Annotated in this window: 5 protein-coding genes; all 5 read left to right on the top strand. The window is 31.7% G+C overall.

Annotation, left to right across the window (positions count from 1 at the left end; translation table 11 throughout):
* Window positions 1-1,102 (top strand): chloride channel protein (locus tag ACKVOV_RS13745; RefSeq protein ID WP_409207328.1); only part of this gene is annotated, 1,102 nt, incomplete at its 5' end.
* A 69-nt stretch (window positions 1,103-1,171) separates the two neighbouring features.
* On the top strand, window positions 1,172-2,833 hold the full coding sequence (locus ACKVOV_RS13750) for an OstA-like protein (protein ID WP_409207329.1): 1,662 nt from the start codon (window positions 1,172-1,174) through the stop codon (window positions 2,831-2,833).
* Window positions 2,834-2,835: 2 nt separating this feature from the next.
* Window positions 2,836-3,573, top strand: coding sequence for a hypothetical protein (locus tag ACKVOV_RS13755; protein ID WP_409207330.1), 738 nt, complete (start codon window positions 2,836-2,838; stop codon window positions 3,571-3,573).
* Complete coding sequence (locus ACKVOV_RS13760; RefSeq protein WP_409207331.1) at window positions 3,566-4,753, top strand: aspartate aminotransferase family protein; 1,188 nt, start codon at window positions 3,566-3,568, stop codon at window positions 4,751-4,753. Before ACKVOV_RS13755 ends, ACKVOV_RS13760 begins: the two co-directional genes overlap by 8 nt.
* A gap of 243 nt (window positions 4,754-4,996) precedes the next feature.
* Window positions 4,997-6,391 carry a tetratricopeptide repeat protein gene (locus tag ACKVOV_RS13765; protein WP_409207332.1) on the top strand — a complete coding sequence of 465 codons (1,395 nt, stop codon included), beginning with the start codon at window positions 4,997-4,999 and terminating at the stop codon, window positions 6,389-6,391.
* Window positions 6,392-6,425 lie beyond the last annotated feature (34 nt).

The following is a 6,425-nucleotide window of genomic DNA, read 5'->3' on the forward strand; positions in this document are numbered from 1 at the left end:
TTTCAATTTTCATAACACACCTTATTATATTTTACTAGGAATATTAGCTGGTTTTGTTTCAGTATATCACGCGAGAAATTTTAGAAGAGTCGAACATTTTTTTAGCAGATTCAAGAAAAGACCTTATAGAAAAGCATTGTTTGGGGCAACACTTTTAGCTGTTTTAATTTTCTTTTTTCCAACTCTTTTTGGTGAAGGTTATGAAAGTATAAAGACATTATCTACCAATCATCCTGAGATTTTATTAGACAATACAATCCTTAAAAGTTATAAAAGTAATGAATGGATTTTACTTGCTTTTATAGGAATTACAACTTTATTAAAATCGTTTGCTACAGGACTAACCCTTGGAAGTGGTGGTAATGGTGGCAACTTTGCTCCTTCCCTTTTCGTAGGCTCTTATTTGGGCTTTTTTGTAGCAAAATCGATACATCTTTTAGGAATATCTAATTCTTTACCCGTCGCAAATTTTACTATTGTAGGTATGGCTGGAATTTTGAGCGGATTATTTCACGCGCCACTTACAGCTATTTTTTTAATTGGTGAAATTACTGGTGGTTATGATCTTATGGTCCCTCTTATGATTGTATCTTCCATAAGTTTTGCTGTATCAAAAAAATTCGAAAAACATTCTATGGATGTAAAATCACTTGCTGATAAAGGTGATGTTTTTACAAGCGATAAAGACAAAAATATTTTGCAAAGTATCGACTTCCTAGCTTTGATAAAAACCGACATCAAAACTATTACAATCGAGAATTCATTAGAAAATTTAGTGGATTATTTATCAACTTTAAATCAAGAACTCTTTCCTGTGCTTGACGAAAAAGACAGATTGGTAGGAATTGTAGATTTTAATGACATTCGATCCACTATTTTTAATTCTTTCAGAGTAAAATATACTTCGATTAAAGAGATTTTAAAACAACCTATAGACATTGTACAATACGACGATGGAATAGAAGTCGTTATGGAAAAATTTGAAGCCACAAATCAAAATACCCTTGTCGTAATTAAATATGGGAAATTCTTTGGATTTATTTCAAAAATAGATATTCTTGAAGTGTATCGAGAAAAATTGAAAGAGATGATTATCGAGTAATTATAAATAATTCTTAATAAAAACCATATTTTTCATATTTTCCTTAATTTTGACAAAAAATACATTCCATTGAATAAAATATATTTTCGTTTCGTTTTGATATTAATGCTTTTCAGTAAAGTAACACTTTGGTCACAAGATAGTAATAAGCCAATTCATATTGAAAACTCTGACTTTCTTGATATTTCTGAAAAAGAAGTACCTGGAGCAATAGTTCTTACCGGTAATGTAATTATTGTTCATGAAGGCGTTCGTATGACTTGTAACAAAGCTTATCATTTTACAAAATCTAATTTTGTAAAAGTCTTTGGAAATGTACAAATGGTACAAGGCGACACCCTTTTTATGAATAGCAAATATGCCGAATATAACGGAAACACAAAATTTGCTTATGCCACTGGCGATGTCGTTATGCGTGACCCTAAAATGACGTTAGCTACCGATACTATTAACTTTGATAGAAATTCGCAACAAGCTTATTATAACTCAAAAGGAACTATTCATGATCCTGAAAATACACTAGTGAGTAATTCCGGGAGATATTATTTAAATCAGAAAAAATTTCAATTTTTAGATGCTGTTACGGTTACAAATCCAAGGCAGACAATCAAAACAAACCATTTAGATTACTACACAAATTCAGGTCACGCTTATGTTTTTGGACCATCAACTATTACATCGGCAACCAATACAATTTATACGACTAAAGGTTTTTATGATACTAAGAAAGATGAAGGAAAACTACAAAAAGGTTCTAAAATAACCTATAAAGACCGACTCATAGAAGGTGATGATATTTATTATGATCGAAAATTAGACTTTGCTCGGGCAAAAAACAATGTAAAAGTAACCGATACGATTAATCATTTTGTAGTAAAAGGGAATTATGCAGAAGTTTATAAGCAAAAAGACTCCATGTTTATTACTAAAAAGGCCGTTGCTATTACTTTGTTCGAAAAAGATTCCGTTTACTTTCATGCTAAAAAATTATTAGTAACTGGTAAACCAGAAAACCGAATTATTCGAGGTTCCAATAATGCTCGTTTTTTCAAAAAAGACATGAGTGGGAAGTGTGATTCTATTCACTATGACCAAAAAGTAGGTTTAACTCAAATGATAGGAAAACCAATACTTTGGAATGGAAAAAACCAAATGACTGGTGATATTATGCACCTCATTTCCGATGCCAAAACAGAAAAAATAGATTCCCTAAAAGTACTAAACAATGCTTTCATTATTTCAAAAGATACTATTGGAGAAGGTTTTAATCAAGTGAAAGGCCAAAAATTATTTGGTAAATTTAAAGACAATAAATTACATGAAGTCGATGTTATAAAAAATACCGAAGTCATCTTTTATATGCGAAACGAAAAAAATGAACTCATAGGAATAAACAAAAATGTGAGTAGCAAAATTAATATGATTTTAGAAGGAAATAATATCGAAACCATTACTTTTTTTACCAATGTAGATGGTATTATTTATCCAGAAGAAGAACTTCCCGAAAATGCCAGAAAACTTAAAGGATTTATTTGGCGTGGAGACGAGCAAATCATGACCAAAGAAGATCTTTTTCCCAAAGAAGAACTCGAACTCGATGCAAAAGCACAAAAAGAATCGAAAGCAAAATCTAAAGATATCGATATTCCAATGGAACCATCTAAAGAAACTTTAGAATATGATAAGCCGAAAGTGGAGAAGAAAGTTGATGTCAAGAAGAAGAAAAAGTAATTATGAAAAAAATAATTTTAATTCTTTTCTTTTTATTAATTCAAAATATTTCTTTTGGCCAGAAAGCAATTTCTGGGATTTATACTAATTCAAAAAACGATAGAGGTTTTGAATCTGACATTTTTAGCTTTAAAAAAGATGGAACATTTAAATATGCCTTTTTTACATGTACTGGATTCGGATTTGGAATTGGTAATTATGAAATAACAAAACAAGATTCTTTAAAGCTAAATTTTAAAAATATTGATGTAATTGACAAACAAGATGAATTAATATTTGAGTATAATCCTTCTGATAGTTTAAAAATTAATATTAAATCTGTCGAAGCCGAAACAAATGAAAAATTACCTTATGTTCAGCTAGAATTTAAAAAAACTAATTCTAGTTTTTCAACTGATTATGAAGGAATTGGTCATTTAAAACATTTAAAAATTAAAGAAAATGTCGATTTAGAAATTAATGCAATAGGTTTTGGTCGTTCTAATATTAGTATTCCAAATAGCGTAACTTCAATTACTGGTGTTATTAAAATTTATCCTAGCTTATGGACTTATCAAAGTACTGATAAAAAAACATTTAAAGTCGTAAGTTTATTAAAATCCCAGTTTACACTAAATAGATATAAAAACCACTCAATTAAGTACGTTAAACTTTCTTCGAAAAAAATGAATGATTTTATAAAGTATAAGGTTGGGGAAAAATTTTATAAATCCTATTATAAGAACTTAATTAATGATTAAAGATTTCCTTAAATACCAAGCCCAAACTTCACCCTACCCTCTCGGTATGGAAGTTTCACATGCCATAGGTTCTTATATATACGATACTAATAACAAAAAATATTTAGATTTTGTTGCAGGAGTTTCCGCTTGTACCTTAGGACACCAACATCCTAAGGTGAAAGAAGCTATCGTAAATCAGTTAGACAAATACATGCACGTCATGGTTTATGGCGAATATGCTCAAGATCCAGCAGTCAAATTATGTAAATTGTTGGCACAAAACATGCCCGAAAAACTAAACAAAACCTATTTAGTCAATTCAGGAACCGAAGCTATTGAAGGCGCACTAAAACTCGCCCGAAGAATTACAGGAAGAAGCCAACTCATTTCGTGCCACAACGCCTATCATGGTAATACGATGGGATCTATGAGCGTCATGGGATTCGAAGAACGCAAACAAATATTTCGTCCACTCATTCCCGATGTCGATTTTATTACTTTCAATAACGAAGCTGATATTCAAAAAATAACCACAAAAACGGCTGGAATAATCCTAGAAACCATACAAGGTGGCGCAGGATTTATCCGTCCCGAAAATAATTTTCTTAAAAAAATCCGCCAACGTTGCGACGAAGTGGGTGCTATCATGATTCTCGACGAAATTCAACCTGGTTTTGGTCGTACAGGAAAACTATTTGGCTTCCAAAATTATGATGTTGTACCAGATGTCGTTGTTATGGGAAAAGGCATGGGTGGCGGCATGCCAATAGGCGCATTTACAGCAAATGAAGCCCACATGGATCTATTAAGCCACGATCCAAAACTCGGACACATCACCACTTTTGGAGGACATCCAGTCATTGCAGCTGCATGTTTAGCTACTTTGCAAGAATTGGTCGATACCAATATCATGCAAGAAACTTTGCAGAAAGAGCAATTATTTCGTAACTTGTTACAACATAATCTAATAAAAGAGGTTCGCGGCGAAGGGCTTATGCTTGCCATAATGACAGAAAGCCCCGAAATTACAAACCAAATCATCTTCAAATGCCAAGATAAAGGCTTAATCCTATTTTGGCTACTCTTCGAAGGCTGCGCCATTCGCGTCACACCACCATTAACCATTTCAAATCAAGAGATTAAAGAAGGTTGTGGCATAATTATTGAAGCTATGAATGAAGTAATGAATGGAAAATAAATAATTTTAATTTGAAGACATTTCCTGCTGTTTGCTAAATCTTTTCCTTTTTAAAGAAAAAAGAAAAAGGATATCACTTCCATCAGGGCTAGGGCTTCAAGATAAAAGTTAATATTCAATCATAAAAATATTTTTTTACTATTAAAAAATGTTAATTAAATTGTTCACAACAAAAAACAAAAAAGCAATCCATTCATTATATAAGTTCTAATTTTATTTTGGATAACTTTAAACGAAACGACCATGCACTTGAGCCAAGAAGAAGACGATCATAACTTATCCTTATCAAAATTTGAATCAATGCTAAAAACAAATAAAGTTTTGTTTTTTGATTCAGAAGAATTCGAGGATATCATTTTACACTACCTAGATATTGGAAAACCTGCTTTGGCAAAAAAAGCCTTAAAACTCGCCCTAGAACAGCACCCAAAATCAACAGGACTAAAACTCGTTCAAGTAGAAATGCTTGTCTATGACGACAAGCTAGATATTGCCGAAAAAATGCTAAACGAGCTATATGCAATAGAACCTACAAACGAAGAAATATACATTCAGAAAGCCAATATTTGTTCTAAAAGAGACAACCACGAAAAAGCAGTAGAATACCTAAAAATAGCTTTAAAATACACGGACGATTTTGCCGACGTGTATAATCTTATAGGTATGGAATACCTATTTCTAGACAATCTCGAATTGGCAAAAGAAAATTTTATATTATGTCTAGAAGAAGATCCAGAAGAGCAATCTAGCTTATATAATGTGGTTTATTGTTTCGAATTTTTAGATCAGAATCAAGAAGCAATAGAATATATCACAAAATATATTGATACTAACCCATATAGTGAAATTGCTTGGCATCAGTTAGGCAGGTTAAACTACGGACTAAAACAATATGAAGCTGCGCTTGTCGCTTTCGATTATGCTACACTTATAGACGATGAGTTTTTAGGTGCTTTTATGGAAAAAGCAAAAGCACTCGAACGCCTAAAACGCTATGAAGAAGCTATTGAAAATTATAATGAAACTATTAAGCTAGACGACCCGACTTCTTATGCCTTATTGCGAATAGGAAAATGTTACGAAAAATTAGGAAATGAAATTGAAGCAATCAAGTTTTACAACCAAACCGTACATGAAGACCCTTTATTAGACAAAGGTTGGATAGCAATAACTGATTTTTATTTTCGCAAAAAAAACTATCCAAAAGCATTATATTATGTAAACAAAGCAATACAAATAGATGGTGAAAATAAATTATATTGGAAACGTTTTGCAGCCATAAATAAAGCTTTAAATCTTTTTGAAGAAGCAGAATACGGATACAGAAAAGCGGTCGAATACGGAGATTACCAATTAGAAACTTGGTTATTTTGGACAGACATATTACAATTCCTTGGAGAATTTGAAGCCTGTATTCAAACCTTATTACAAGCCTGCGAGCATTTTCCAGAGGAATTTGAAATTGAATATCGTTTGGCTGGCTTGTACTTTATGTTAAACGAAAATGAAAAAGGAATTTTTCATTTAAGTAATGGTTTGCGCCAAAACTTCAAAAAAAGAGATCTTATCGAAAAATTATTTCCCGTAGTTTGGGAACGAAAAGAGGTTCAAGATTATATTTTGAAATATAAAAAGTAATCTATTTGTATGAAAAAACTAGGATTACTAGGCA

It is taken from the genome of Flavobacterium sp. (genome assembly GCF_046153165.1).
In the GTDB taxonomy this organism is placed as follows: Bacteria; Bacteroidota; Bacteroidia; order Flavobacteriales; family Flavobacteriaceae; genus Flavobacterium.

Coding starts and splice junctions, on each gene's coding strand:
- ACKVOV_RS13755 (WP_409207330.1), top strand. CDS start 2,836: ATGAAAAAAATAATTTTAATTCTTTTCTTTTTATTAATTCAAAATATT.
- ACKVOV_RS13760 (WP_409207331.1), top strand. CDS start 3,566: ATGATTAAAGATTTCCTTAAATACCAAGCCCAAACTTCACCCTACCCT.
- ACKVOV_RS13765 (WP_409207332.1), top strand. CDS start 4,997: ATGCACTTGAGCCAAGAAGAAGACGATCATAACTTATCCTTATCAAAA.